General features: G+C 66.1%; 22 protein-coding genes. 6 read left to right on the top strand and 16 right to left on the bottom strand.

Going from position 1 to position 25,773, the window contains the following annotated elements:
• Positions 1 to 5: 5 nt before the first annotated feature.
• The 15 genes from JMY28_RS35460 to JMY28_RS35530 form a co-directional block, all read right to left on the bottom strand.
• The gene (locus JMY28_RS35460; RefSeq protein ID WP_201700548.1) at positions 6 to 971 is read right to left on the bottom strand and encodes a chemotaxis protein; all 966 of its coding nucleotides are present in this window, start codon (positions 969 to 971) and stop codon (positions 6 to 8) included.
• A 137-nt stretch (positions 972 to 1,108) separates the two neighbouring features.
• On the bottom strand, positions 1,109 to 3,430 hold the full coding sequence (locus tag JMY28_RS35465) for a putative bifunctional diguanylate cyclase/phosphodiesterase (RefSeq protein ID WP_201700549.1): 2,322 nt from the start codon (positions 3,428 to 3,430) through the stop codon (positions 1,109 to 1,111).
• Between the two features lie 498 nt (positions 3,431 to 3,928).
• Positions 3,929 to 4,414 carry a lysozyme inhibitor LprI family protein gene (locus tag JMY28_RS35470; RefSeq protein ID WP_201700550.1) on the bottom strand — a complete coding sequence of 162 codons (486 nt, stop codon included), beginning with the start codon at positions 4,412 to 4,414 and terminating at the stop codon, positions 3,929 to 3,931.
• A complete protein-coding gene (locus tag JMY28_RS35475; protein WP_201700551.1) occupies positions 4,401 to 4,994 on the bottom strand; it encodes a lysozyme in 594 nt (197 codons plus the stop codon). The genes JMY28_RS35470 and JMY28_RS35475 overlap by 14 nt, the downstream gene beginning before the upstream one ends.
• A complete protein-coding gene (locus JMY28_RS35480; protein ID WP_201700552.1) occupies positions 4,994 to 5,566 on the bottom strand; it encodes a PAAR domain-containing protein in 573 nt (190 codons plus the stop codon). The genes JMY28_RS35475 and JMY28_RS35480 overlap by 1 nt, the downstream gene beginning before the upstream one ends.
• Before the next feature lie 673 nt (positions 5,567 to 6,239).
• Positions 6,240 to 6,533 (bottom strand): hypothetical protein, encoded by a 294-nt coding sequence (locus JMY28_RS35485; RefSeq protein ID WP_201700553.1) that lies wholly within the window; start codon positions 6,531 to 6,533, stop codon positions 6,240 to 6,242.
• Positions 6,534 to 6,555: 22 nt separating this feature from the next.
• Complete coding sequence (locus JMY28_RS35490; protein ID WP_201700594.1) at positions 6,556 to 7,068, bottom strand: hotdog family protein; 513 nt, start codon at positions 7,066 to 7,068, stop codon at positions 6,556 to 6,558.
• Between the two features lie 2 nt (positions 7,069 to 7,070).
• Positions 7,071 to 7,898 (bottom strand): beta-ketoacyl synthase chain length factor, encoded by an 828-nt coding sequence (locus JMY28_RS35495; RefSeq protein ID WP_201700554.1) that lies wholly within the window; start codon positions 7,896 to 7,898, stop codon positions 7,071 to 7,073.
• A gap of 5 nt (positions 7,899 to 7,903) precedes the next feature.
• Positions 7,904 to 9,109, bottom strand: coding sequence for a beta-ketoacyl-[acyl-carrier-protein] synthase family protein (locus JMY28_RS35500; protein WP_201700555.1), 1,206 nt, complete (start codon positions 9,107 to 9,109; stop codon positions 7,904 to 7,906).
• 30 nt (positions 9,110 to 9,139) lie between these two features.
• Complete coding sequence (locus JMY28_RS35505) at positions 9,140 to 10,000, bottom strand: polysaccharide deacetylase family protein (RefSeq protein WP_201700556.1); 861 nt, start codon at positions 9,998 to 10,000, stop codon at positions 9,140 to 9,142.
• Positions 9,997 to 12,540, bottom strand: a complete 2,544-nt coding sequence (locus JMY28_RS35510) for an MMPL family transporter (protein WP_201700557.1) — start codon at positions 12,538 to 12,540, stop codon at positions 9,997 to 9,999. The genes JMY28_RS35505 and JMY28_RS35510 overlap by 4 nt, the downstream gene beginning before the upstream one ends.
• Positions 12,540 to 13,193 (bottom strand): outer membrane lipoprotein carrier protein LolA, encoded by a 654-nt coding sequence (locus JMY28_RS35515; protein WP_201700558.1) that lies wholly within the window; start codon positions 13,191 to 13,193, stop codon positions 12,540 to 12,542. Before JMY28_RS35515 ends, JMY28_RS35510 begins: the two co-directional genes overlap by 1 nt.
• Entirely contained in the window at positions 13,190 to 14,257 is a 1,068-nt protein-coding gene (locus JMY28_RS35520; RefSeq protein ID WP_201700559.1) for an LpxL/LpxP family acyltransferase, read from the bottom strand. Before JMY28_RS35520 ends, JMY28_RS35515 begins: the two co-directional genes overlap by 4 nt.
• Entirely contained in the window at positions 14,254 to 16,068 is a 1,815-nt protein-coding gene (locus tag JMY28_RS35525) for an AMP-binding protein (RefSeq protein WP_201700560.1), read from the bottom strand. The genes JMY28_RS35520 and JMY28_RS35525 overlap by 4 nt, the downstream gene beginning before the upstream one ends.
• A gap of 68 nt (positions 16,069 to 16,136) precedes the next feature.
• Positions 16,137 to 16,805 carry a COG4648 family protein gene (locus JMY28_RS35530; protein WP_201700561.1) on the bottom strand — a complete coding sequence of 223 codons (669 nt, stop codon included), beginning with the start codon at positions 16,803 to 16,805 and terminating at the stop codon, positions 16,137 to 16,139.
• A 524-nt stretch (positions 16,806 to 17,329) separates the two neighbouring features.
• On the opposite strand from JMY28_RS35530, the gene JMY28_RS35535 reads away from it, so the two are divergent.
• From JMY28_RS35535 to JMY28_RS35545, 3 genes are all read left to right on the top strand, one after another.
• Positions 17,330 to 17,590 (top strand): phosphopantetheine-binding protein, encoded by a 261-nt coding sequence (locus tag JMY28_RS35535; RefSeq protein ID WP_201700595.1) that lies wholly within the window; start codon positions 17,330 to 17,332, stop codon positions 17,588 to 17,590.
• A 41-nt stretch (positions 17,591 to 17,631) separates the two neighbouring features.
• Positions 17,632 to 18,348, top strand: a complete 717-nt coding sequence (gene fabG / locus JMY28_RS35540) for a 3-oxoacyl-ACP reductase FabG (RefSeq protein WP_201700562.1) — start codon at positions 17,632 to 17,634, stop codon at positions 18,346 to 18,348.
• A gap of 240 nt (positions 18,349 to 18,588) precedes the next feature.
• Entirely contained in the window at positions 18,589 to 19,347 is a 759-nt protein-coding gene (locus JMY28_RS35545; RefSeq protein WP_201700563.1) for a glycosyltransferase family 2 protein, read from the top strand.
• Between the two features lie 15 nt (positions 19,348 to 19,362).
• Here the strand turns inward: JMY28_RS35545 and JMY28_RS35550 are convergent, their stop codons facing one another.
• Positions 19,363 to 22,941 carry an indolepyruvate ferredoxin oxidoreductase family protein gene (locus JMY28_RS35550; protein ID WP_201700564.1) on the bottom strand — a complete coding sequence of 1,193 codons (3,579 nt, stop codon included), beginning with the start codon at positions 22,939 to 22,941 and terminating at the stop codon, positions 19,363 to 19,365.
• A 257-nt stretch (positions 22,942 to 23,198) separates the two neighbouring features.
• Here JMY28_RS35550 and JMY28_RS35555 point away from each other — a divergent pair, with 257 nt between their 5' ends.
• The 3 genes from JMY28_RS35555 (at position 23,199) to JMY28_RS35565 (ending at position 25,769) form a co-directional block, all read left to right on the top strand.
• Positions 23,199 to 23,804 (top strand): hypothetical protein, encoded by a 606-nt coding sequence (locus tag JMY28_RS35555; protein WP_201700565.1) that lies wholly within the window; start codon positions 23,199 to 23,201, stop codon positions 23,802 to 23,804.
• A 271-nt stretch (positions 23,805 to 24,075) separates the two neighbouring features.
• Positions 24,076 to 25,233, top strand: a complete 1,158-nt coding sequence (locus tag JMY28_RS35560; RefSeq protein ID WP_201700566.1) for an HPP family protein — start codon at positions 24,076 to 24,078, stop codon at positions 25,231 to 25,233.
• Positions 25,234 to 25,355: 122 nt separating this feature from the next.
• Positions 25,356 to 25,769, top strand: a complete 414-nt coding sequence (locus tag JMY28_RS35565; RefSeq protein ID WP_201700567.1) for a MarR family winged helix-turn-helix transcriptional regulator — start codon at positions 25,356 to 25,358, stop codon at positions 25,767 to 25,769.
• Positions 25,770 to 25,773 lie beyond the last annotated feature (4 nt).

Here is a 25,773-nt window from a genome sequence, read left to right on the forward strand (position 1 = left end):
TGCAATCACGCGTAAATCGGCTTGCCAGCGAGGGCGCTGCGAATTGCGCCCGCCAGATCGCCAGCGGCGAACTTGGCGACATAGCCGCTCGCGCCAGCGTTCTTCACATGCGCTTCGTTCGCGGTGCCCGTGAGCGACGAATGGATCACCACGGGAATATCCACGGTGCGCGGGTCTGCCTTGATCTTGCGCGTCAACGTGAAGCCGTCCATCTCGGGCATTTCGAGGTCGGTCAGCACGAGCGCAATCCGATCTTTCGCGCGCACGCCGTCGCGCTCCGCGCTCGTCGCAATCGCGTCGAGCTGCTTCCACGCTTCGAGGCCGGTCTTCGCCATCGTGTATTCCACGCCGAGCGCCTTAAGGCTCTGGCCGATCAGCTCGCGCGCGAAACCCGAGTCGTCGGCGGCCAGCACCTTCGCACCCGGCGGAATCATCGCGGGCTCGCCCACGTCCTCGGCGACGACCGCGCCGTGCTGCGCCGGGAACACGTCGCGCAGCACCTGCTCCACGTCCACCACCTGCACTAGCTTCGTGCTTTCGGGGTCGTTCTCGAGCCGCGCGATGCTCGTCACACGATTGCCCATCGTAACGTCGGCGGTCAGCACCTGACTCCATTCGAGCCGCACGATCTCATCCACGCTTTCGAGCGCGAAGCCCTGCGTGGAGCGCGCGAATTCGGTCACGAGCAGGATATTCAGCCCCGTGGCCGGCTCGCAGCCCATGAGCCGCGGCAGGTCGATCACGGGCATCACCTGCCCGCGGATGTTCGCGGCGCCCAGCACGTAGGGGGAGGACGCCGCGATCGGCGTGATCGCCGGCATGCTCAGGATTTCCCGTACCTTGAATACGTTGATGCCGAAGACTTCGCCAACCTCGCTGCCCGGCGCCGCGCCAAGACGGAAAAGCAGCAGCTCGAACTGGTTCGTGCTCGTCAGGCGGGTTCGTTCGTCGATTGCGAAGCCGCTGTCCATGATTCTCTCGTGTCCTTTTCCTCTGGCGTGATGCGTGCGGCATCCGCTTCCTGCCTTCGTCTACGGCCTGGCGCGGGAAATCTTGAGCCCACCGCTCTGTGCCCAATCGCGCACGACCGTGCCGGATCAGGGCGCGCTCACACGTCCTCGCGCACGCGGCCAGCGGTATGCTCGCGCAGCAACGCCGCGCAAGCCTGGGCGCTCACCGGCCTGCCGAACAGGTAGCCCTGCTGCCGCTCGCAGCGCAGCGAACGCAGAAACGAGGCCTGCTCGGACGTTTCCACGCCTTCGGCCGTCACGCGCATACCGAGCGAATGCGCCATCGCCACGACGGCCTGGGTGATCGCCACGGAGTCGCGGTTGTCGGGCAGGCCCGCCACGAACGTGCGATCGACCTTCAGATGGTGCAGCGGAAAACGCTTCAGATACGAAAGCGACGAATAGCCGGTGCCGAAGTCATCCACCGAAATGCGCACGCCGATGTCGTTGAGCGCGTGCAGCAGAGGCAGCACGCTCTGGCTGTCGCTCATGAGAATGCCTTCGGTGATCTCCACTTCGAGCGCGTCGGGCGCGAGGCCCGTTCGCGCCAGGCACCCCTCCACCTGCTCGACCAGCCCTTCCGCGATCTGGCGCGGCGAGAAGTTGACCGCCATGACGAAGTCGGGCGCGAAGAGGCGTCGCCACTGCGCGGCCTGGCGGCACGCATGCTCGAGCACCCACTGGCCGATCGGGATGATCATGCCGGTGTCCTCGGCCACGGGAATGAACTCCACTGGCGAGACCTGGCCCAGCTCCTCGCTGTCCCAGCGCAGCAGCGCCTCCGCGCCGATCATGCGACCGCTTTCGCCATCCACGATCGGCTGATACACGAGCCGCAGCTCGCCCGAAGCGAGCGCGCGGCGCAGCCCCCGCTCGATCTGGAAACGGCGCTGCAGGCGCTGGCGCAACTCGGTCGTGAAGAACTGGAACTGGTTGGTGCCGCGCTGCTTGGCCGCGTACATCGCCGAGTCGGCGTTGCGCATGAGCGCGGCGGCGCTGCGGCCATCGTCGGGATAGAGGCTGATGCCGATCGAGGCGCCCAGGTAGTACTCGTTGCCCGCGACCGCGAACGGCGCCGCAATCGCGCCGAGCACGCGCTGCGCGAGTGCGACGAGTTCGTCGACGTTTTCGTAGCAGCACACGGCGATCACGAATTCGTCGCCGCCCACGCGTGCGAGCGTGTCGACCTCGCTCACGCAGCCGGTGAGGCGCCGCCCCACGTCGCGCAGGAGCGAGTCGCCGGCCTCGTGGCCGCCCGTGTCGTTGACCTTCTTGAAGCCGTCGAGGTCGACGAAGAGGAGCGCGGGCCGTGCCGAGCAACTCGCCGTTTCGAGCAGCGCATGCATGCGCTCGGCGAGGAAAGTGCGGTTGTAGAGCCCCGTGAGCGCGTCGCGCGTGGCGAGATAGCGCAGTTGCTGCTGCGCCTCGCGCACGGGCCCGATGTCCGTGAACGAGACCACCACCGAAATCGGCTCGCTTTCGCCCGGTCGGAAAATCGGCAGCACGTTCTCGCTCACCCACACGATTTCGCCATCCGCGAGTTCGAGGCCGACCGTCTCGCCGAGCACCGGCTTGCCCGTTTCGAGCGCCTGCATGCTCGGGCGCTTCGAGGTGGGCCGCGGCTTGCCGCTTTCGTCGAGCACGCGCGGAATCACCGTCATGATGCTCAGGCCGATGGCGTCCTCGGGCAGGCGCAGGATCCGCCGCGCGCTGCGGTTGCAGGCGAGCACCGTGTCGTCACGCGCCTGCATCACGATGCCTTCGTTGAGGTGGTCCACCACAAGGCGATGGTGCTCCTCGCTCAGCGCGAGCCGCTCGGCGATGGTCTGCTGGTTGAGCATGGCCGCGACGCTGCGGGCGATGTCGCACAGCAGCGCCTCCTCGGCCGCCGTGGGCCGCCACGGCCGGGTCTGGTACACGGCGAGCGCGCCCATCACGCCGCCGTTGTCGTCGTCAAGCGGAGTGGTCCAGACCGCGCGCAGGCCGCTATCGAGTGCGATGCGGCGGTACTCGCCCCACTCGTCTGCACGTTCGAAGTCGTCGACGCAAACCGTGCGCCGCTCGAAGATCGCCGTGCCGGACGGGCTCGTGCCGGAACCGACCGGCGTGCCATCGAACGCGGCGTGATACTGCGCCGGCAAGGACGGCGCGCTGCCTACGCGCAGGCGCCGGCCGTCGCCGTCCATTTGCAGGATCGCGCAGTTCGCGCCCGCGCCCAGCAGCCGCTCGGCGCGGCAGCAGACCTCCGCCAGCAGCTCCGGCAGCGGCATGCTGCGCGACACCAGCCGCAATACGCTGCGCTCCTGCGCGAGCGCTGCGTCTGTTCCGTTGGTGGCTTCGCTCGATTCTTTCGACACCTCCGACTGACCGCCCCGTGATCCCGCTGCGCCGAACGCTCCCGCCGCTTGGGAATAGACCATACCTTCTTCCCCTCTTGTTGCCGCGGTGCGTCTGGTGCACATAGCGCCTCCGCGGCCGGCTCGATCTCTAGTGTGGTGCACGGCGCACCGCCCGCCGTGAGGCGAGCGACGTCGCTGCCCCTGCATTAACGGCAAGGGCGGCGCTATCTTGAAGTGTTGGGAGGGGCGGATGCGGGGCGGGCGGCGAGGCGGGGAAGAGGGCGCGGACCGGAAGGCGCGCCGGTTGGGCACTCGCGCACGGAGTGTTGGCGGTTGCGAGGGTAAACACGTAGACACCGAGAGCAGTCCTATCCGGATGCTTGCCGGGATACACGAACCCCAAGAATCGCAAACAAATGCGTGCCCTCTACGATCGGCCCGGTGACGTTCTTCAACGCGGGCGCGATGCAAAGCTACTCGACGCGAGCATTTCACACGTGGCGAATAGAGCGACGGCAAAGCGCCGTAGTTTCATATTAATCCGTTGAATGAAAAGCCCCGCCGAAGCGGGGCCGCGCGTTAATCATCTACGTCAGGCTTGGTTAATTCATCCAGCCGGTTCTTCGTGATTCGCGCCATGCAGTCCCAGAAGTCAACAAACCGCAGCGACGCCTGACCTACGGAGTAGACATTTGAATAACAGATGTTGTCTCTATACCGCTCCCAATTCGCTTGACCTTTCTTAAAAAAAGGAAGTGCCGCTGGGCCGCCGTATTCGGCATTCGCTTTATCGCCTTCTTTAATAGCCTCCTCAACCACCGAAATTCTCTTACTCAAGACATCGGCGATCATCTCATAACGGAACTCAGCGCATGCCGATAAATCCATCACCCCGAGCATCCCCCGCTTACAGTACGAGGCTATCTGTTCGGCAGTTTTGTCGGAAAAATAATCGCGCGCCGGCTTTACTTTCTTGTAGTCAAATGCAGATCCATAAATCGAAGTCGAAGCGCAAGTCACATTTGTGACCAAAAGCAGAGCGATCCATGCATTAGTGAGTCGCAACGTAGCCCCCCCTTTCAAAAAGCCTCGCCTCTGCTCGACGCCGCCCCGGCACACGATGCGCAATAAACGCTTCGATGATTTTAGTCATTTTTTTATAATCACCCTTATTCAGATTGCTCGCTAAAAATTCCGAACGTGTGCCAGACCACGGATCGTTTGGCCTTCGATATATTCCCGAATTAAAGAGAATGGATACTAGTGCGTCGTACTCATACTGATGAAGCGCAACCTTTACTTCGCGATTTATGACTGCCTCTACCGGACTCAAATTGATCGTCAGGAATTTCTTGGCACGTTCGACGGTTATAGTATCACCCAACTTCAGTTTGTCTTCCGGGATTACCTTGTGCCCAAGACCCACAGTAGGGATTCCATATCCATCATCATAAACCTGCACGAAGAATCCGTCGACAACCGGCAATCCCTTGTATGTACCGTTTAATATGCCACTCTCCAAAACCGCGATGAATCGATAACCTTCTGCGGAGAGCGCCCACGGCTTTCCAATTCGAGTGCAATAGGCATCGACACATGAACTATCATCCGTGTTCGTTACTGCTGTTGCGATTGCGTCTGGCATTACGACTCCTGTTTGTGCCCAAGATAAATCTTGATGGATTGAGCGCCGTTTGTTTCGTAGCGTTCTGTGTATCCCCACGAGTCAGTGACGCCGTGTCGCAGTTCCCCCAAAGGCATGCGAACGGTGTAATACGTATCCACGAGTGGTGAGCGCTCCGCATCGCGCAGCGTGAACTGTTCGTCGTAGGTCTGCGTCGACGAAACTGCCTCACGTGCAGCGGAGGTTGCCAACACTTCCGGGCCGGTATCGAAGTATTCACAGCAACGCGCATAAACGGCTATGAGGCGCGGGTGTATTGCGCACTTGCAGATGACAATATCGCCGTCTACTGCTTCCTGGGCGCCACCAATCGTATAGTCAATTCCTCGAAGGTGATCCGATATTCCGGCTCCCGCTGCAATGACGCCGATAGACTGACACGCAGCGCACCACGCTTTATGTCCTAGATATGTCTGCGCGCGGCTTCGCCCCTCCTGGTCATCAATAGTGCAATTCCTATTGCCTTCTATGACTTGGCTGTTTCCACCACTGGTTAGCGGATCGCCTTCGACAATTGCATAGTAGGTAGTCATTGAAGCCTCTCTATGCCCGAACTAGTGCGGCGCGCAGATCACAGATAACAAGGCCAGATTTCGCCTTGGTGATATACCCGCCGCGCTCCGTGCGCGCGCCTATCGTTGCGAATACGTACATGGTGCCTCTGCGCTTTTCCTGATCCGACATTTCCCGATCTCCACAAAGTCGACGAAAACTGCTGGCCTGTTGATGCGACCAGCGAGCTAAGCGGGCAATCACGCGCTCCCGCTCAAACTAGGTTCAGGCCGAATCAACAAGCGAGATATGGGACTCATCCGAAAAAATATTCTTGCGACGACTCAACGATGCATTAGGCATCAGCGCGCAACATTGAAGTGACATTCGCCAAATCGCGGCCAACACGATGAATAATTCGGATTGTCTGGATTTACCCGGAATATTTAAGAACCCGTCCAAAACCGCGTGCGTTGGACAAGACCGAGCGCCCAGCCCGCACGGGTTTAAGGGCGTGCTCATGCGCGAAGGAACGGATCACGAGCGCCTAAAAGAATAAGGCCGCCCATAAATGAGCGGCCCTCCTGTTCACAAGTGCTACGTGCTTTCGATATCCGACGCACGCGCAAGCGACACCATACAAGAAACGATGCCGCCGTATTCCGTAGCACGAATACGGGCGCCTACGCACACGGACGCCCAGCGAAAAACGCCCTACGCCTGGCTCTTCTCGCTGCTCTCGCCGCCACCGTCCTTGTGGAACACGCGCTTGGTCGCGCGCTTGGTGGCCTCGTAGCCTTCGCGCGACGCATGCGCGATGCCGTGGCCCACCGTCCTCGCCGCGTTCGCGGTGGCGTGACCGAAGTCGCGCGCGGCGTGGCCGGTTTTCGTGGCTGCTTCCTTCGAGTCGTGCTTGATGTTCTCCTTCACTTCGTGAAGGTCGGCGTGCGCCATCGTGCTGGCCATGCCCAGCACGAGCGCGGCGAGTATGAACCGTTTGGATTTCATCGTCGGGCTCCCTCTTGTATTGTCATCGAATGAGTGCGGACGCGTCGAGCATCACCGCCGCGCGTCCCGTAAGCAGCACGCGGCCCTCGCCGCGCACCGTAAAACCGTAGAGGATCGTGTTGCCGCTGCCGCTCACGCGCTCGGCTTCGATCGCGAGCGGCGTGGCGAGCGTGTCGAGGCGCTCGGCGTGCGCCACCACGTTGCGCACGCTCGCAAGAAAACCCACGCGCGGGCGGCCTGCCGCTGCGCCATCCATTGCGCCGAGCAACGCGCCATGGACCGCCATCGCCTGCGCAGCGTACTCCACACCGCACACCGCAGCGAGGCGGCCGCGCGAGCGCAGCGGGTTGTGCGGATCACGATGGCTCGTTGCCGTACAACGGATACGTGTTTCGTCCCACGCGTCCACGCCATCGAGCAGGCACATCGCGCCGCTATGCGGTATGCGCGCCGCGATCCATGCACGGTCGAGCGGCCCGGTCGTCGCGGCGTTCGCGATCACATCCGCGAGGGCACCCGGCAGGACGGCTTGCATCGTCATTCGCCATCTCCAGACGCGTCCGGGTGCGCCATGTCGACTTGCACCCGCAACTCGGGCAAATAGTCGATGACTGCCCGGCCCGATCGGCCGGGTTGATCCATACAGGCGAGCGCTTCGAGCAACGGCAGCGCACGCGCGGCGGGATTGTTCGTGCGCAGCGCTTCGAGTTCGGGCGAGGCGAGCGGCGTCGCGAGCGCTTCGGTGAGCGTCACGTCGAGCCGCGCAATCGACGCCGCGCTTGCCTGCGGCGCGAGCACGAGCGCCACGCCAAATGCATCGGCCACGGGCCGCAGCGTGTGCAGCGGCTCGGGATAATCGGCGTCGTAAGCGATCAGCAAGGTGGGCACGCCATCCACGGCCACCTGGCACGCGCTTTCGAGCAGACCCGCTGCGAAGCTGCCGTCGTGCGCGCACAGCACGTTCGACGTGGCCTGGTCACGCGTCGCGATGCTCCAGTAGCCCGCGGGCGCGTTGTGCACCGAGTTGTGAAAACGCGTGGGCGAAAGCAGGCGATCGTCGCCGGCAAGCGCGTCGCAGATTATGTGGCAGTTCTGACCATCTCCGCCCGAGGCGGCGAACACGGCGGCCAGCGTCGTCGCATCGCGGCCGCTCGCCGCGACGGCTTCATGGCCCACGGCAAGCGCGGTCTTGACGACAGCCCCGGTCCGGCGGCGCTCTGCCGCCGGCAGGCCCTCGGGCGGCGGTAGCACCGTGCGCGCGCTCGCGTACGGCGTGCGCGCGGCGAGCACGTCTGCCGTCTGCGGCCAGTTGGCGAGACCCGGGCCAATCACGCCGACGCTTTCAATGAATACGGAAAGTCTCATGGCGGTCATCCGTGATGTGCGCGGTCCGCGCGGCCGAACAGGAGGCTGCAATTCGTGCCGCCGAAACCGAATGAGTTGCTGAGCGCGGCGTCCACTTGCGAGTCGCGGCTTTCGAGCACGTAGTCGAGGCCGAGCGCGGCGTCGGGCTGCGTGGTGTTGACGCCCGCGGGCAGGAAGCGATGGCGCAGTGCGAGCGCCGAGATCACGGCTTCGAGCGCGCCCGCGGCACCAAGCGTGTGCCCCGTCGCGCCCTTGGTCGAACTGCACGGCGTGCGCTCGAACAGTGCGTTGATCGCTCGGCTTTCGGCGGCGTCGTTGCTCGGCGTCGCCGTGCCATGCAGATTGATGTAGCCGATCTCGCTTGCGGCCATGCCCGCTGTGGAAAGCGCCTGCGCCATCGCGGCGCGCGCGCCGAGTCCTTCGGGATGCGGCGACGACATGTGATGCGCGTCGCTCGATTCGCCGACGCCGAGCAGCAGGATGGCATCGTCGTCCAGCGTGTCGGGCGTGCGTTCCAGGAAGGCGAATGCCGCGGCCTCGCCAATCGAAATGCCGTTGCGGTTCACGTCGAACGGGCGGCACGGATCGCGCGAAAGCAGTTCGAGCGAATTAAAGCCGTACAGCGTCGTCAAGCAGAGCGAATCAACGCCGCCGACCACCGCCGCGTCGATCAGCCCCGCTTCGATCATGCGGCGTGCGGAACCGAACACCTTCGCGCCTGAAGAACAGGCAGAAGAAATCGAGGTTGCCGGTCCGCGCAGGCCGAAATACGCGCGCACGAAAGAGGCCAGCGCGAACGGGTTGTGCGTTTGTGCGTAATGGAAACCCGGTTTGAGCGCGCCGCTTTCCAGGTCCCGCTGCCGGTAGGCGTTTTCGGTTTCGAGGATGCCCGAGGTGCTGGTGCCGACGAACACGCCCACACGATGTGCGCCGTAGCGCGCAATGGCGGCCTGGACGTGCTCGGCGAACCCGTCCTGCGTGAAGCCGATTTGCGCGAGACGGTGATTGCGGCACGCGTAGTCCGTGAGATCGGCGCGCAGGGTCTCGCTCTCCAGGCCCGCCACCGCGCCGATCCACGTATCGAGGTCCGCGCGCGCGAAGTCGCAGCGCGCGAGCCCCCCGCGCTTGCCGCGCAGCGCGTCGAGCGTCGCGTCCAGCCCGCGCCCGAGGCAGCTGGTAGCGGTGAAATGCGAAAGGATGAGTGGTTTCACGTCAGTCGGTCCGTTGTCGCAGCGGTGGAATCAGGGTTGACCAGCCTGGCTGTCGAGGCACGCGCGCAGTGTGGTCCACTGCAGCTGGCGTTCGGCGGCGGCGCGCAAGAGCGGCGCAAGCACGTCGAGCACGAGCGGCTTGCCACGCGCGTCGCGCGCCGCGTGGCCGTCGTGCACGAGCAGGATGTCGCCGGCAGCCAGGCCGTCGAGCAGGCGGTGCGTGACCGTGCCGGCGTCTTTCGCGCAGGTGTCGAAGCCGCGCCGCGTCCAGCTCGCGAGGTGCAGGCCGAGGCCGCACAGCACCGGCTCGAGGAACGGATTGCGCAGGCCCGCTGGTGCACGGAAAAAGCGCGGCGCCGTACCCGCGATTTCGGTGAGCGTGCGCTGCGCCGCCTCGATTTCGCGCTTCATCACGAGCGGCCCCGAGAGTGAGAACGTATGCCGGTGGCGCTGGCTATGATTCTCGACGGCATGGCCGCGCGCCACGATCGCTTCCACCAGATGCGGGTAACGTTGCGCCCGATCGCCGATGCAGAAGAACGTTGCACGCGCATCGAAGTTGTCTAGCAGGTCGAGCACGCGTGGAGTCACTTCGGGGTCCGGACCATCGTCGATCGTGAGCGCGATACGTTGCCCCGCGTCTTCGGGCAGTCGCGTCCAGTTCGGGCCGAGCAACGCGCTGCGCGGCCACAGGCCCGCGGCGGTGAGCGCGAGATGCGAGGCGACCACGCTGCCCGCGGCCCACGGCCACGCACCCGGATGCGCGACCAGGGAGGCGGCCGCGCCCGCGTGCACCGCCGCCGCGCCGCAAATGAACGGCGACGGCTTCCAGCGGCGCGCCGCAGCGGACGCAGGCGTCACACGCGTAGAGGGCAACGCGGCCGACTTCATGCGCGGTCTCCGTGCGGGTGGCTCATGTGTGCGCGTTCGGTGCGCGGGCGGGCGGCCTGCCGCTGTTCGGGGGTATCGGCAGCCACATGCGCCGCGTCGCTGCTGCGCACGAGCGGCGGCGCGAGAATCGCCGCGAATACCAGCGCGAGCATCGCGCCTGGTCCGACCGTCAGCCCGAACGTTTCGAGCAGCGGCACATGAGAGAGCGCGAGCAGGCCGAAACCCGCCACCGTCGCGAGATTGGCAACGAGCAGCGAGACGAGCGTGCGCGGCGTGATGCCCGCTTCGTCGTCGCGCTTGCAGAAGAACAACGCGTAGTTCGAGCCCACCGCGACAATGAGCAGCATGCCGACCAGATGCAGGATGGTCAGCGTTACGCCCGCCAGCGCGAATCCCGCCGCCACGACCAGCACCGCCGCGACGAGCGGCGCAAGCGCACGCGCCGCGCGCGAGAATGAGCGCAGCGCGAGCGCCAGCAACACGACAATGACGACAAAGCCCCCGAGCGAGAGGCGGATGTCTTCGTGCACGTAGTCGACGTACATGCGGTCGGCTTCGGCCTTCATGTCGACGAAGAGTGCGCCCGGCACGTTCGCACGCGCGACGGCGTCGCTCACGGTCCTGGCGTCGAGGCTCGGGGTGTTCGCAACCTGCGCGGCCTGTGAATTGCGCGGCGCGCGCAAGGCGAGCATGGCCTTCCATTGGCCATCGCGCTGGGTCAGGAGCGCATCCACGGCGAGCGCCATCGACGTGCCCTTGAGGTCCGCGCGCGTAACGAGCGGCGTGTTGCGCGCCGCCTCGACGTCGGCGAGGAACGGCGCAAAGGCGTCGGGCCTCACGTCCACGGGCTGGTTCTTGATCGCCTCTTGCAGGCGCGCCGCGAGCACGTCCTTTCCGGGCAGGCTCGCCACGCGCGCACGCTGCGTGGCGTCGCTCGGCAGGTAACGCGCGGGGCTCTCGAAGCCACCCAGCACGCCACGCTCGACGAGCGGCTGCAGTTGCGCCCCGACCTGCTCCGCGCCTTCGAGAGCGGCCTGCTCGCTCGCGGCCGGAACCACCACGAGATAGCGCACGTCGGGTGCGCCCACGTCCGCGCGCAGGCGTGTGTCGAGCGCCTGGCTCGCGGCGGGCACGGGGCTCAGGGAGGCAAGCTCGTGGCTCCAGAGATCGTCGCGATGCAGCCAGAGCGACGCCACCGCGGCGAGCACGAGCGCCGCGAGCGGCCAGCGCAGACGCGGCGCCGCGTGCGCAAGCCGCGCGAGCCCCGCGCCGATGCGCGAAACGTCGCGGATCGCCACGGCGCCGCCGCACAGTTGCGGCAACACGAAGCGTGTGACGAGCGCGGCGCTCACGAGGCCCGCGATCGAATAGAGCCCGAGTTGTACGAGGCCGGGAAAGCCCGAGAACAGCATCGTCGCGAAGCCGCACACCGAGGTGAGCACGCCGAGGCGAATGGTCGGCCAATAGGCGGCGAGCCATGCGCGCATGGTGTCGCGGCTCTGCGGTGTACCACGCGGGCCGCCCTGCGACGACTGCACGAATAGATAGATCGAGTAGTCCACCGCCTCGCCCATCAGCGTCGTGCCGAAGCCGAGCGTCAATCCGTGCACCGTGCCGAACACGAGCGAAACCGTCGCAATGCCCGCCGCCACACCCGAAAGTACCGGCAACAGCCCGAGCGCCAGCGTGCGCGGCGAGCGATACAGCGTGAGCAGCAGCGCGACGATCAGCATGAGGCTCAAGGTGGAGAGGCGTTCCACGTCGTGGCGGATGGCGTCGCGCGTGGCGACCCCGAACACGCCCGGACCGGTCAGCGATACCTGGTAGGCCGAAGCATTGGGCAAGGTGCGCCTGGCGGCGGCGAAGGCCGCGCGCACGGCGTCGATGGCGTGAGCCTGCGCATCGGTGTCGGAGCCGGCTGCGGCAGTCTGCGCAACCAGTACGGCGCGCCGGCCGTCGCGCGAGGCCCATACGCCGCCGCGGCTCTCGGGCTGCGCCGCGCTGTCGAGCTGGCCGAGCATCGCCGCCAGCTCGCCCGTAGGGTCGCGCGGCAGCAGGTCCTTGGCAACCAGCCCCGCCGAAGAAGTCAGCAGATCGAGACTCTCGCCCAGCGCCTCGTGCAGCCCCTGTTCCGTGAAGTGTTGCGGCGTGACCGCAGGGCTCAGCACGTAGCGGTGCGCGAACATGAACTGCTCGTCGAGCGCGTCGTTCTGGCCCGAGCCGTTGTGAATCGCCACGAATTGCGGGTCCGCACGCAAGGTTGCCGCCACGCGGCGCGACAGCGCGGCGCGCGTGTTCTCGTAACCGCCGTCGATGCCGATGAGAATGAGCCGGGAAGCCAGACCGTCGCGCAGTTGATCGACGAGCACTTGCTGCGTGGGGCTCGGCGAGCGGGGCAGGAACGCCGAGAGATCGGCGGTGAAATTCGCGCGGCCGATCGCCACCGCACACGCAACCAGGCACAGCAGCCACACCGCAACGGCGCGGCGCTGCACGAGCGCGAAGCCGCGTGCCAGGAGCGGATGTGCGCGCGGGTCCATCAGTTCGTGTCCGCGGAAAGGGCGTGCAGGCGCATCACCGAATGATCGCCGTCGGCCTGCTGGATCGCAACGCTGCGCATTGCGCCACGCGTGCCGTCTATCGTGATCGTGCTCACCACCTTGCGCATGCGCGAGTCGAGCGGCGTGAGCGTGAGCGTCCAGTCGTCGCCCTCACCCGCGAGCGCGACCTTGTAGACCTGTTCCAGTGCGAAGCGGTTGCCCGCGAGCGTCGCACGGATGCTCTCGATGAACGCGCCCAGCTCCGGATAACGCGCGAGCGCCAGCGTGTATTTGTGGTTCTCGCGCTGCACGGTCAGCATGTCGCCGTCCACCACGAGGTGCTCGGGCTTCGGGTTCTGCGTGATCTTTTCTAAATGATCGGGCGCGACGAACACGAGTTCTCCTGACGATTCCACGGGCTGCGTCGCGATCGAGAGGTATTTCGTCTCGGTGAAGCTCGCTCGCCCCGACTTGTGCTGCGCGAGCGCGGACATCAGGCGGTCGAGCGTCCAGGCGGGTTGCGCGGATTCGGCAGCCTGTGCCTGCACGACCGGCGCGCCGGCCGTCACGATGAAAACGGCGATGAAAGCGGCGCTCGCCAGCGCACGCAGGCAGCGAGCGCGTAATGTTGGGCAATGGCGGATCTCGCTCATGCGTCGGTCACCTCGCGCACGGGAAGCTCGGCGTGGGGGCGCGTCTCGCGGCGGCGCACCGGGGCCGACGCCGGCGCGCGGGCCGCAGCCGTTACCGTTGCCGCTGCCGCTGCCGCCGCAGTTGCCGATGCCGGTGCCCCGACACTCGCGCCCTGCACGCCGCCCTGCCAGAAGTCGTAGTAGTTGAACCAGTTGTACGGCGCCATGCGGCAATAGCGGTCGAGCAGCGTGACGTAGCGCACGAGCGCGGCGTCGATAGCGCGCTGGCGCGCCTCGCGCGGCACGTCGGTGAAGTCCGCCAGCGTTTCGAAGTGCACGTCGTAGCGATTGCCGCCACGGTACAGGCCCGTCATGAAGAGCACCGGGCGCTTGAGCATCGCGGCCATGTAGAGTGGCCCGAGCGGGAACGCCGCCGGCTCGCCGAGAAAAGCCATGCGCCGCATGGTGGCCGCGTCGCCGGCAAGCAGCGTGCGGTCTGCGAGCATGCCCACCATGCAGTTCTGGTCGAGACGCTCATGCACCTTCAGCATCGAGCCGACCTGGCCTAGCCCGATCACTTCGGGCTTCGCTGCGGGATTGACGGCGGCGAGCGTCGCGTTGATCTTCTGCGCGTTCTCTTCGTACATCGTCACGACCACGCGCAGGTCGGGCCGCGTGCGGCCGAGCGCGCGCACGATCTCGAAGCTGCCGAGGTGCGCACCCATCAGGAATACGCCCCGCCCCTTTGCGAGCGTCTCGTCCACGAGCGTATGGCCGTGCGGGCGGATGTCGAACATGTCGAAGCGCGCGTTCGCCAGATAGATGCGGTCGTGGATCGTCGAGGCGAACGTGAACACGTGGCGATACACGTCGCGCCAGTGCGCCGGGCGGCCCAGCACGCGGCGCAGGTAGTCGCGTGAGGCCGCGCACGCGCGCGGCGAAAACAGCACGAAATACAGTGCGATCAGGTGCAGCAGCGCGCGGCCCGCGCGGCGGCCGAGGCGCAGCGAAAGCCACGTCATGACGCGCAGGAGCAGCGTGTTGCTGCGCTCCTGCTGGTTCGCCCAGTCGGTGCGCTTTGTCATGGTTGCGCTCCGGTTTGCGCGAGCGCGTGTGCGATCGGCTCGGCGAGAGGTACGCCGCTCATTGCGTCACTGAGCACGCCGCTCGCGACGTCGCGCGCGCCCGCGCGCAGCGTGAAGCGGATCGCGCCGCTCGCCGCTGCGTCCCACGCAAGGTCGAGTGTTTCGCCGGGCGCGGCGGGGCTCAGGAATTTCGCGTTGCTAAGCTTCCACGTCGCGAAGGGCCGGTTCAGCGCAGTGCCGATCGCGTCGATTGCGTGATCGAGCAGCACGACGCCGGGCACGATCGGGTGGCCCGGAAAATGGCCGGGCAGCGCGGGATGATCGGCGGCAATCGTGAACGAAAGCGTGGACGCGGATGTCGGCGAAGCGGCGCCCGTGTCCATCGCATCGGGCGCGCGCTTCGCTACGGGCGCGAGGCCGCCGCGCATATGCAGCGCGACGAACGCTGCGAGCACGTCGTGCGGCAGCTTGCCGGTGTCGTTGCGCGGCAGCGCATCGACGAACACGAGCGGACGCGGCAGGAACGCGCGATCGATGCGCTCGCGCAGCGCGCGCTGCAGATCGGCGAGCGGCAGCGTGGGCGCGACCACGAGCGCGACGAGGCGCTGCACGACGTCGTGGCCCGTGTGCGCTTCGTGCTCGAGGTGCGCGGGCATGAAGAACACACCGTCCTCAACGCCCGGAATCGCGTTGAGCTGATGATTGAGGTAGGCGAGCGAAGTCCGCTTGCCCGCGATATTGATGAGGTCCGCCTTGCGCCCGTGCAGCAGGAAACGCTGCGCGTCGAGCAGTTCGATGGCGTCGCCCATCGGCACCGGCTCTTCCACGTGGCCGCCCGAGACCCACATCGTCGGGCCCTCGTCGTCCTGTGCCGCGCTTTCGCGCGCTTCGATCCGGACCTTCGGGAACAGTTGCCACGTCGCACCCTTCGCGGTGCGACGCGTCGCGACCTGGCCGGTTTCGGTGCTGCCGTAGATTTCGATGAGCGGCGCCTTCAGTCGCGCCTCCGCTTCGAGCGCGAGCTTTTCCGAGAGCGGCGCGGTCGCGGAAAGCACCAGCTCGGCCGACGGCAGCGCGTGACCGGCGGCGAGCAGCGCGCGCAGATGGATCGGCGAGGTCACGAGCACGCGCGGATGCGGCACCGCCTCGAGTTCGCCGCGGATATCGACGGGATAGAACGGCAGCCGGTTGCTGAACGCCAAACCGCCGATCAGCGCGAGCAGAACGGTCACTTCGAAACCGTACATGTGCTGCGGCGGAACGGTGCCGACGATCGTGCAGTCGTGCGCGTCGAGGAGGCCGAGGCGCTCGGCCGACGCGCGAGCGCACGCCACGAGCGCACCCCAGGTCTTGCCGTGCGGCACCGGCGCGCCGGTGGAGCCCGACGTGAACACGTAGGCCATGATGCGCGAGGCGTCGATCTGCGGGACGACGAACGGCGCGTCGCTATCGGCTTCCTGCTGGGCTTCCTGCTGCGCTTCGGGATATGCGAAACGCGGCAGGTCGATCGCGCAGTCGGGCGCGTCGTGCAGGCAGAACGCGTCGGGTGCGAACGAGGTGAGCTGGCGCACCGTCTCCGGCGTCTGCGTGGAGGGCAGGAGGCTGACGCGACCGGACACGAGCGCTGCGCACAGGCCCACGGTGAAGCGGTAGCGGTCACGGCAGACGTTGAACACGTGGCCGCCCGCCGGCAGCGCCGCGGCCACACGCGTGACATCGGCGAGGAAAGCGCGCACCGTGACGGGGGCGCCGTCGCGCCAGGCAATGACCTGGTCGGGCGACGTATGAAAAACGAGCGGATGAGTCTGCATAACTTCAGTCGATACGGATTCCTGTGTTTGGCCCTGCTTCGACTCAGGCGGGCGAGCGGCATCCATGGTCAGGAATGCTCCGCGTGCGCCGGGGTCGTCTGCCGGGTCGTCTGCCGGTATGCGCGAATCGCGTCGAGCATGCCGGCATTCGGCTCGCCCGGCAGCGCGAAACGCCGGCAAGCGTGCTCGGCGACGAACATCACCGCCACCAGCGGCAACGCCAGGTAGTTAGCGAACGTCGACCATGCGACGATCGGTGCAACCGCGAACATCAGCGTCGAAACGCCGGCAATCGCGACGAAAAAGAGCGTCCATGCGAACGTGATCTGGCGCGTATAGCGCGCGACGGCCGGCGGGAGCGTGCCACCATGGATCATCGACGCGAACTGCGTGCAAAGCGGCACGCGCCCCGCCGCGAGCGTGCGCCCGAACAGCAGCGCCATCGCAAGGTTGAAGCTCACATGCTCCAGATACAGCCCCCATTCAAAATGGAAAGCAAGCGGCGTGCGCATGAACCACAGCGCGAGCGCCACGAGCGTCCAGAACGGCAGCAGCCACGCGCGGCGCGGCGAGCGCGCGGCAGCGGCCAGCGCGATCGCGAGCGGCGGCACGAGCGCCATGGCAAGGCCGAAGCCGTGCGCGCCCGGCGTCGCCACCGCGTAATGTGCGCCGATTTGCCAGGCGACCACCACCGCCACGCCGAGCGCCGCGCGCGCCGCCGCAGCCAGCGCGCTCATCGCCTGCCTCCGAAAAGGCGCACGCCGCCTGCCGTGCGCATGGCGCCGGCGGGCGAACCGCCCGGGTGCGACCCGAGGCGGGATGGCTGAGCGGACAAGGCATTGGGCAAATGTCGCAAATGAGGTCGTAAGTGAATCGTAGATGTGGCAAGCGCCACGAATCATCATAGGAAATGCAAATATCGGGCCGGTTTCTTGCAAGCGTGTTCGGGCACGCACATTTTAAGATTGGCGGGACCCGATCACTCGCCCGGCCGGCCGCCGGTTTGTAACTGAATGTTCGGAATCGCGCCAAGCAAGGCTTTTGTCCGATCCAGACCAGCCCGAAGCCGCGCAAGCATCTCGCGCGTTCCGATCCCAAAAATGCGCGCTGCCTGACACCGACCCTCTGTAACCCTTTCGCCCGGGAGCCCCGTATACGCACCGATACCCTTCACTTAGAATCCTGGTAACTTTTACATCAAACGAACCCTAAAAACGGGCAACCGGCGCTACGGCCCGCACGCCCGGAGAGCCCACGCATGATGAACGAACTGGAACAAGAGCTCGCCGCGCAGATCGTGAAAGAGCTGAATCTGGAAGATGTCTCGCTCGACGAAGTGAGCGCCGACACCCCGCTCTATGGCGAAGGCTTTGGGCTCGACTCGATCGACATTCTGGAAATCGCGCTGCTGATCTCGAAGAAGTACGGCTTCGAGCTGCGCTCGGACAATCCGGAAAACGAAAAGATCTTCGCGACGCTCGGCACGCTGGCCGCCTATGTCGCAGCGCACCGCGTGCGGTAACGTCGCTGCCGGCGCTAGCCAGGATTGATGGAGAAAAACGCATGCGTGCACTCGTGACAGGCGGCAGCGGCGCACTCGGGCAGGCCATAAGCGTTGCGCTCGCGCAAGCGGGCCACGAGGTCTGGGTGCATGCGAACCAGCGTCTGGCAGAGGCCGAAGCGGTCGCGCAGCGCATCGTCGCGGCGGGCGGCAGCGCGCACGCCATTGCCTTCGACGTGACCGACGCCGACGCGACCGAAGCCGCGCTCGCGCGCCTCGTGGAAGACGCGCCTGTGCAGATTCTGGTGAACAACGCGGGCATTCACGACGACGCGCCCTTGGTGGGCATGAGACGCGAACAGTGGCGCCGCGTGATCGACGTCTCGCTCAACGGCTTTTTCAATGTCACGCAGCCGCTTCTCATGCCGATGATCCGCACGCGCCGCGGGCGCATCGTCAACATCGCCTCGCTCGCGGGCGTGATGGGCAATCGCGGCCAGGCGAACTATGCGGCCGCGAAGGCCGGGCTGATCGGCGCGACGAAATCGCTTTCGCTGGAGTTGGCCTCGCGCGGCATCACCGTGAACGCCGTGGCGCCCGGCATCATCGCTTCGCCCATGGTTGAGCGCGCGTTTCCCGCCGAGCGCATCAAGCAGCTCGTGCCCGCGCAGCGCGCCGGCCAGCCCGCGGAAGTCGCGGGCATGGTGGCATACCTGGTGTCCGACGCGGCCGCCTACGTGACAGGGCAAGTGCTCTCGATCAACGGCGGCCTGGCCTGAACACGCGGCGCGTTGTCCGCCGCCGCATCCTCTGAGGAAATACGAGTGTCTGTGCAACCCTTCGACGCAAAGCGGCAGTCGCGCTCCGCGCCCAGCACAAGCACGGGCGCGAGCGCCGAAGCATCCGGTTACGAAGTCCCCGCGCACGATGCGCCGGACGTCCGCCATGGCGGTTATGCGCGCGCAGCGGCGCGACCTAAAATTTTTGCAGGGTCTCACGCTGTAGAGGCGCCCGCTGCCATGTCCACGCCTTCGTCCACGCATCTCGTCCTGATCCCGAGCTACAACCCGGGTGCCAAGCTCGAAGAGACCGTGCGCGGCGCACGCGCGCAATGGAACCCCGTATGGGTGGTGGTGGACGGTAGCACGGACGGCAGCGCCGCGCGCCTGCAGGCCATGGCCAACGACGACCCCGGCCTGCACGTCATCGTGCTGTCCGCCAACCGGGGCAAGGGCGGCGCGGTGCTCGCGGGGCTCGAAGCCGCCGCGGCGCGCGGCTTCACTCACGTGCTGACGATGGATTCCGACGGCCAGCACCCCGCCGCGCTGATTCCCGAATTCATGGCCGCCTCGCACGCTGCGCCCGAAGCCATGGTGCTAGGTTTGCCGAAGTTCGATGCAAGCGCGCCGCAACTGCGCGTGCATGGAAGGCGCCTCTCGAACTTCTTCGCCGACTTCGAAACGATGTGGGCCGGCATCGGCGATTCGCTATACGGCTTTCGCGTGTATCCGATTGCGCCGCTCAAGGCGATCATGAACCGCCAGACGTGGATGCGCCGCTTCGACTTCGATCCCGAAGCCGCCGTGCGCCTGTGCTGGGCCGGCGTGCGGCCCATCCAGATCGAAGCGCCGGTGCGCTATTTCGGCGCCGATGAAGGCGGCGTTTCGCATTTCAACTACGTGCGCGACAACCTGCTGCTCGCGGGAATGCATCTGCGCCTCGTGAGCGGGTTCGCGCTGCGCCTGCCACGCTTGATCGGCAGGCGCCTGCTTCCCTGATCGCTTATACGTGTGTCACGCCGTGGCGCGCGCTGCGACGGGCGTGCGGTAGTCCGCCAGCAAGCGCTCCTTCTTTTTCTCCGCCGCCGCGAGATTGCGCGCCTTGACGTGGCCGAAGCCACGAATCTCATCGGGCAGCGCAGCAAGCTGGAGCGCGGCGGGCAGACGCTGCGCGTCGAGGCTCGCACAGAATTCGTCGACGAGCGCCACATATTGCGCAATCGAGCGGCGTTCGTCTCGACGCTCTGCGGTCTTGCCGAACACGTCGAACGTCGTGCCGCGCAGCCCCTTCATGCGGGCCAGCGTGCGCAACATCGGCAGCACCCACGGACCGAAACGGCGCTTCACGAGATGGCCGTGCTCGTCGTGCTTCGCGAACAGCGGCGGCGCGAGCCAGAAGTTCAGCTTGTAGTCGCGACCCGGCTCGCCTTCGAACTGCTCGCGCAGTTTCTGCAGATACGCAGGATCGGCATAAAGACGCGCGACTTCGTATTCGTCCTTGTAAGCCATGAGCTTCGCGAGATTCACGGCAACGGCGCGCGTGAGCGGCAGCTTCGCGTCGCCGCCAAGCGTCGTTTCCTTGACGCGAATGCGCTCGACCACGCGGCGATATTGCTGCGCATAGGCGGTGTTCTGATACGCCGTGAGCAACGCTTCGCGCACGGCGATCACCTTGTCCAGCGATTCGGGCATCCGCAAAACGATGGCCTGCGGCTCTGCGGGCGTTTTCGTGAGCGCGCGCACGGCAGCCTCGCCATGATGCGCGACGTAGCGCCCCCAGTTGAACGCCTGCTGGTTCTTTTCCACGGCCACGGCGTTGAGTTCGATCGCGCGCCGCAGATGCGCGAGTTCGAGCGGCAGCCAGCCCTTTTGCCACGCATAGCCGAGCAGGAGCGGATTGCTGTAGATCGTGTCGCCGAGCAAGGCTAGCGCGAGCGCATTGGCATCCACGAACGCACAGCCCTCGCCGATGCTCGCGCGCAGTTCCGCCTCGGTTTGCGTGCCCGGGAACGTCCACTTAGGATTCTTAACGAATTCCGCAGTCGGTGTCGCGCCGCTGTTGATCGCGGCTACCGTCACGCCATGCTGGGTGCGCGAAAGCACGTCGCCCGAAGCGGAGACGATCGCGTCGCAGCCGATCACGAGACGCGCCTCGCCCGTGGCGATCCGCGTGGCATGCAAAGCGGCGGGCGTCGCGGCCACCTGTACGTGGCTCAGCACGGCGCCGCCCTTTTGCGCGAGCCCGGCCATGTCGAGCACGGTCACGCCCTTGCCCGCAAGATGCGCGGCCATCCCGATCAGTCCGCCGATGGTCACGACACCCGTGCCGCCCACGCCCGTCACGAGAATGCCGTAAGGCTTCGCCAGCTGCGGGAGCACAGGCATGGGCAACGCGTCGAAATCGATCGATGCGGTACTGGACGCACTCGCCGCGCGTGGCTTGCGCAACTGCGCGCCCTCTGCCGTTACGAAGCTCGGGCAAAAGCCCTTGACGCACGAGAAGTCCTTGTTGCACGACGACTGGTTGATCTTGCGCTTCGTGCCGAGCGGCGTGTCGAGCGGCTCGACGGAAAGGCAGTTCGACTGCACCGAGCAGTCGCCGCAGCCTTCGCACACGGCGTCGTTGATAAACGCGCGGCGGGCCGGGTCCGGATACGCGCCGCGCTTTCGGCGGCGGCGCTTTTCGGTGGCGCAGGTCTGGTCGTAGATCAGCACGGTGGTGCCGACGGTGTCGCGCAACGTGCGCTGCACGCTATCGAGCTGGTCGCGATGATGGACATCCACGCCGGCGGGCAGCACGATGCTGGCGTCGTATTTTTGCGGCTCATCCGTCACGATGACGATGCGCTTCGCGCCTTCGGCGTGGACCTGGTGCGCGATCTGCGGCACGGTGAGCACGCCGTCCACGGGCTGGCCACCCGTCATCGCCACGGCGTCGTTGTAGAGAATCTTGTAGGTGATGTTGGCGTTCGATGCGATGGCCGCGCGAATCGCCAGCAGTCCTGAGTGAAAGTACGTGCCATCGCCGAGATTCACGAACACATGCTTGTCGCCCGAGAAGTGCATCTGGCCGAGCCACGCCACGCCTTCGCCGCCCATCTGGCTGAACGTTTCGGTCTTGCGGTCCATCCACATCGACATGTAGTGGCAGCCAATGCCCGCCAGCGCGCGCGACCCTTCGGGCACGTTGGTAGACGTGTTGTGCGGACAACCCGAGCAAAACCACGGCTTGCGCTCCACCGTCACGCGCGGCTTCGCCGCTTCGCGCTCCTTCGCCTCGATGATCGCCACGCGTGCGAGCATGCGCGCGCGCACTTCCTCGGGCACGTCGGCGCGCGCGAGACGCCGCGCAATGGCCTTGGCGATCAGCGCGGGCGAGAGTTCGTAGTGCGCCGGCAGCAGCCAGTTGCCGCGTGGCACCGACCATTCGCCGCCTTCGTTGTCGCGCTCGTCGAACTTGCCGTAGATCTTGGGGCGCACGTCCTCGCGCCAGTTGTATAGCTCTTCCTTGAGCGCGTATTCGAGAATCTGGCGCTTTTCCTCCACCACGAGAATCTCTTCGAGTCCCGTGGCGAAGCCGCGTGCGTCTTGCGCGTCGAGCGGCCACACGCAGCCTACCTTGAGCACGCGCACGCCGATCTGCGCGCAGGTTTCGTCGTCGAGGCCGAGGTCGGTGAGCGCCTGGCGCACGTCGAGATACGCCTTGCCCGCGGTCATGATGCCAAAGCGCGCGCGCGGTGAATCGATCACCACGCGGTTCAGGCGGTTCGCGCGCACGTAGGCGAGCGCGGCGTACCACTTCTCGTCGAGCAGGCGCGCTTCTTGAACGAGCGGCGTGTCGGGCCAGCGGATATTGAGGCCGCCTTCGGGCATGGTGTAGTCGGCGGGCGTGACGATCTCCACGCGATCCGGGTCAAGATCGATCGACGCGGTCGATTCGATCACGTCGGTCACGCACTTCATGGCGACCCACAGGCCCGAATAGCGGCTCATGGCCCAGCCGTGCAGACCGTAGTCGAGATATTCCTGCACGTTCGCGGGATACAGCACGGGGATGCCCGCAGCGATGAGCGCGTGCTCCGACTGGTGAGCCACCGAAGACGACTTCGCCGCATGGTCGTCGCCCGCAAGCACGAGCACGCCGCCGCGCGCGTCGCTGCCCGCCGAGTTCGCGTGTTTGAACACGTCGCCGGTGCGGTCGACGCCCGGGCCCTTGCCGTACCACATGCCGAACACGCCGTCGCGCTGCGCGCCGGGCCACAGATTGATCTGCTGCGTGCCCCACACGGCGGTGGCGGCGAGGTCCTCGTTCACGCCGGGCTGGAACACGACGTCGTGCGCCTGGAGGTGCTTCTTCGCCTTCCATAGCGACTGGTCGAGCGCGCCTAGCGGCGAGCCGCGATACCCAGAGATGAAGCCTGCGGTATTCAATCCGGCCTTGCGGTCGCGCGCCTTTTGCAGCATGGGCAGGCGCACCAGCGCCTGCGTGCCGCTGATGTACACGCGGCCTTTTTCCAGCGTGTATTTGTCGTCGAGCGAAACGGATGCGGCTAGCGATGCGGCTTCTACGGCGGCACGGTCTGGGGCGTTCATGGTGGGGCTGTCTCCGGAATCGGTGCGAAATCTGACGTTTCGCGGCCGAGTATAGGAAGCCGATATGCCATCGTAAAATCACAAATTGGAAAGGCTGGTATGCGAAAAACGGATGACCTGACGCGGAAGCCGCCCTGCATCGAGAAGCGCTTTCTCAAGCCCCCCGGGCATTTGCCGTTAACACACGGGACCAGCAACCACTCATTCCGGAGTCCCGCTTGAACGCGAAACCACGCGCTCTGCCATCTGCATTTGTCTTGTTCGCAACCCTGGGCGCAACCCTCCTGATTAGCGGCTGCGTCAGCAGCCCACGCGTCGCCACCGCACCCGCGCGCCCCACGGTCGTGGTTGCCGCGCCACCGCCGCCTACCCCGCCTGTCGTCGTCGCGCAGCCCGTCTATGTGCCGCAGCCCTACGATGCGTATGTTTCGGTCGCGCTCGACCGCGACGTGGTCTACGCCGGCGGCAGTACGTATATCTGGATCGTGGGACCGGACGGCCACCGCCAGCGCCGCCTCTACGGCCACGGCGACCTGCGCCGCGAAGTGCTGCACCGCCGCGGGGAATTGCGGGTGGTGATGGCCCACAACGAAGGCCATCTACCGATGCAACACGCACGCATGCCCGAGCCCCAACGCGTGCGCGTAACGATGCAGCCGCACGGCACGCCGCCGCATGGCTACCGGCCGCAGCCGGGCGGGCATCCGCCGGTGCACACCGCCCAGCATCGCCCGCCGCCCGCACCGAACCGCATCCAGAACGCGAACGCCAACGCGAATGGCGCCCATCACCGCCGCCCCGACGGCCATCCCAACGCTGCGCCTGCGCCGCGTTTCGCGGGTCAGCCGCCACATGCGGGTTAATGCCAGCTAATACCGGCTTCAGGTCGAACCGACAGCCAGCCTGAAAAAAGCGTCGCCGCGCCTGCGGCGGCGCTCCCATCCCCTGCCTCGCCCGCCTCCACGCGCTGCGCGGCTGTTGTTGCTTCCCCCAAATTGCCCGTCCACGCCGCACCCTGGGCACAACACCGCCGCGACGTAGTGTCGCGACATATATCACATCGCGATATAATCTCCGTTCTTTGGGCGGCGTCGGCCGTCTGCGCTCCAGAATCGTTCAACTCCGTTCCGAATCGTGTCACGCTTCAAGGTCCTTCGCTGGCTTACCCGTTTCGCCCCCTCCGGGGTCACCATCACATGGCGCGAGCGCCTGCGCTCAGGCGGCGGCGCGCTGGTCGGCATCGCCCTTACCGGCGCGCTGGCGCACCGGCTGCCTGGCGGTGACCCGAGCATTCCGTTCCTGCTCGCCCCCATGGGCGCCTCGGCCGTGCTGCTCTTCGGCGTGCCCGCCAGCCCACTCGCGCAGCCCTGGTCGATCATCGGCGGCAACCTCGTTTCCGCCACCGTCGGCGTCACCGCGGCGATGTGGTTGCACGACCCCGTGCCGGCCGCCGCCGTGGCCGTTGCCGTGGCCATCGTCGCGATGTTTACGCTGCGCTGCGTCCATCCGCCTTCGGGCGCGGTCGCGCTCACCGCGGTGCTGGGCGGTCCGGCCGTGCATGCGCTCGGTTATGAGTTCGTGTTTGTGCCCGTTGCGCTGCAGTCGTTCCTGCTGCTCGGCGGCGCGCTCGTTTATCACGCCGCCACGGGGCATCGCTACCCGCACGCCGCGCGACGCCCGAGCGTCGCCGGGCCCGCGCCCGCGCAAGCCGGTTTCACCCGCGCCGACCTCGAAGCCGTGCTGCGCGATCGCGACGAAATGCTCGACATCGACACCGACGACCTCGAAGCCGTGCTCCAGGACGCCGAGATCCGTGCGTACGCGCGCAGCTTCGGCGAACTGACCTGCGCGGACGTCATGTCGGCCAATGTCGTGAGCATCGCGCCGGCTACGACCGTAGGCGAAGCGCGCTCGCTGCTCAAGCGCCACGACGTGAAGGCACTCCCCGTGGTGGACGCGCGTCGCCAGGTGAAGGGCATCGTCACGCGCGCCGACCTCGCCGACGACGGGCGCGACCGGCATCCGCTACGTCTCATGCTCCATGCGATTTCGCGTCTGTTCCGGCCGCACGCGGAGTCCGGCCAGAACGTCGGCACGCTGATGACCACGCATGTGCTGACCGTCGCGGACACGACGCCGATCGTCGAACTCGTACGCATTTTCGCGGGCCGCGGGCACCATCATGTGCCCGTGGTCGATCACGAACACAGGCTCGCGGGCATCATCACGCAAGCCGATTTGATCTCGGGGCTCTATCACCAGGCGAAGACGTCGCAGCAGGCGCCGGCCTGAGCGGATTTTCGCTCAGCGTCGCTGACAATACACCTGGCCGCGACGCTGATGTGACGGGCGTTTTCGGGAAAAAATATCATGTCGTGATATATTAGGAGACTAAACTGTTCCATGGACTCCCAATGAAAAAAAGCGCGCGCGATCTCGACAAGGTCGACTTTGAACAGCTCTCCGAATTTCGCTACCAGATGCGTCGTTTCGAGCGTTTTTCGGAGCAGGCCGCGCAGGCCGAGGGCATTACGCCGCTGCAATACCTCCTGCTGTTGCATGTGAAGGGCTACCCCGGCCGCACGTGGGCGACCATTGGCGAGCTGGCCGAGCGCTTGCAGGCGCAGCATCACGGCGTGGTTGCGCTTGTCTCGCGCTGCGAGGCGATCGAACTCGTCGAGCGCCGCGTGAGCGAGCGGGACCGCCGCCAGGTGGAAGTGCATCTGCTCGCCGCCGGCGAAAAGCTGCTCGCGCGCCTGGCCGAACTGCATCGCGCCGAGTTGAAGTCGCTCGACGGCGCATTCACCATTCCGCGTATCGATCTTTAAAGAC

It is taken from the genome of Paraburkholderia hiiakae (assembly GCF_904848665.1).
GTDB classification, from domain to species: domain Bacteria; phylum Pseudomonadota; class Gammaproteobacteria; order Burkholderiales; family Burkholderiaceae; genus Paraburkholderia; species Paraburkholderia hiiakae.

What these genes read in the sequence shown, in the direction of transcription:
- JMY28_RS35515 (WP_201700558.1), bottom strand. Translation starts at nt 13,193, where the DNA reads ATGAGCGAGATCCGCCATTGCCCAACATTACGCGCTCGCTGCCTGCGT.
- JMY28_RS35465 (WP_201700549.1), bottom strand. Translation starts at nt 3,430, where the DNA reads ATGGTCTATTCCCAAGCGGCGGGAGCGTTCGGCGCAGCGGGATCACGG.
- JMY28_RS35525 (WP_201700560.1), bottom strand. Translation starts at nt 16,068, where the DNA reads ATGCAGACTCATCCGCTCGTTTTTCATACGTCGCCCGACCAGGTCATT.
- JMY28_RS35510 (WP_201700557.1), bottom strand. Translation starts at nt 12,540, where the DNA reads ATGGACCCGCGCGCACATCCGCTCCTGGCACGCGGCTTCGCGCTCGTG.
- JMY28_RS35550 (WP_201700564.1), bottom strand. Translation starts at nt 22,941, where the DNA reads ATGAACGCCCCAGACCGTGCCGCCGTAGAAGCCGCATCGCTAGCCGCA.
- JMY28_RS35565 (WP_201700567.1), top strand. Translation starts at nt 25,356, where the DNA reads ATGAAAAAAAGCGCGCGCGATCTCGACAAGGTCGACTTTGAACAGCTC.
- JMY28_RS35485 (WP_201700553.1), bottom strand. Translation starts at nt 6,533, where the DNA reads ATGAAATCCAAACGGTTCATACTCGCCGCGCTCGTGCTGGGCATGGCC.
- JMY28_RS35535 (WP_201700595.1), top strand. Translation starts at nt 17,330, where the DNA reads ATGAACGAACTGGAACAAGAGCTCGCCGCGCAGATCGTGAAAGAGCTG.
- JMY28_RS35495 (WP_201700554.1), bottom strand. Translation starts at nt 7,898, where the DNA reads ATGAGACTTTCCGTATTCATTGAAAGCGTCGGCGTGATTGGCCCGGGT.
- fabG (WP_201700562.1), top strand. Translation starts at nt 17,632, where the DNA reads ATGCGTGCACTCGTGACAGGCGGCAGCGGCGCACTCGGGCAGGCCATA.
- JMY28_RS35545 (WP_201700563.1), top strand. Translation starts at nt 18,589, where the DNA reads ATGTCCACGCCTTCGTCCACGCATCTCGTCCTGATCCCGAGCTACAAC.
- JMY28_RS35480 (WP_201700552.1), bottom strand. Translation starts at nt 5,566, where the DNA reads ATGACTACCTACTATGCAATTGTCGAAGGCGATCCGCTAACCAGTGGT.
- JMY28_RS35460 (WP_201700548.1), bottom strand. Translation starts at nt 971, where the DNA reads ATGGACAGCGGCTTCGCAATCGACGAACGAACCCGCCTGACGAGCACG.
- JMY28_RS35490 (WP_201700594.1), bottom strand. Translation starts at nt 7,068, where the DNA reads ATGCAAGCCGTCCTGCCGGGTGCCCTCGCGGATGTGATCGCGAACGCC.
- JMY28_RS35475 (WP_201700551.1), bottom strand. Translation starts at nt 4,994, where the DNA reads ATGCCAGACGCAATCGCAACAGCAGTAACGAACACGGATGATAGTTCA.
- JMY28_RS35530 (WP_201700561.1), bottom strand. Translation starts at nt 16,805, where the DNA reads ATGAGCGCGCTGGCTGCGGCGGCGCGCGCGGCGCTCGGCGTGGCGGTG.
- JMY28_RS35505 (WP_201700556.1), bottom strand. Translation starts at nt 10,000, where the DNA reads ATGAAGTCGGCCGCGTTGCCCTCTACGCGTGTGACGCCTGCGTCCGCT.
- JMY28_RS35520 (WP_201700559.1), bottom strand. Translation starts at nt 14,257, where the DNA reads ATGACAAAGCGCACCGACTGGGCGAACCAGCAGGAGCGCAGCAACACG.